1 pseudogene is annotated in these 376 nt (G+C 54.3%); it reads right to left on the bottom strand.

Annotated elements, in window-relative coordinates:
* Positions 1-306: pseudogene (locus tag KMS84_RS44095) on the bottom strand (hypothetical protein); the annotation flags it as partial.
* Positions 307-376: the final 70 nt, after the last annotated feature.

Raw genomic sequence — 376 nt, 5'->3', positions numbered from 1 at the left:
CACCCGGCCACCCAGAAAACCAGGTACACGCGCCTGTTTACGATGCTCGGCGTTCATCTCCTCTTGCATCGTGCGAATGTAACGCTCGGCGACGTCAGCTGCCGGCCCAACGGTGATAACCTTGCCGCGCTCAAGATAAACCCCACGCGAGCAGAGGCTTTTGACCGAGCCCACGTCATGGCTGACGAACAAAATCGTCGCGCCATTATCCTGGATCCTAGTCAGTGCGGTCATGCACTTGGCATGGAAGTTCATGTCGCCGACAGAGAGAGCCTCATCGACAATCATGATTTCAGGCTTGGACATGATGTTTGATGCAAACGCAAGTCGAACAAACATGCCGCTGGAGTAAGTCTTAACGGGTTGCTCAATGAAG

It is taken from the genome of Streptomyces hilarionis, from assembly GCF_024539675.1.
GTDB classification, from domain to species: Bacteria; Actinomycetota; Actinomycetes; order Streptomycetales; family Streptomycetaceae; genus Streptomyces; species Streptomyces hilarionis.
The sequence above is the reverse complement of the archived record's forward strand: the minus strand, read 5'-3'. Positions and strand labels throughout refer to the sequence as shown.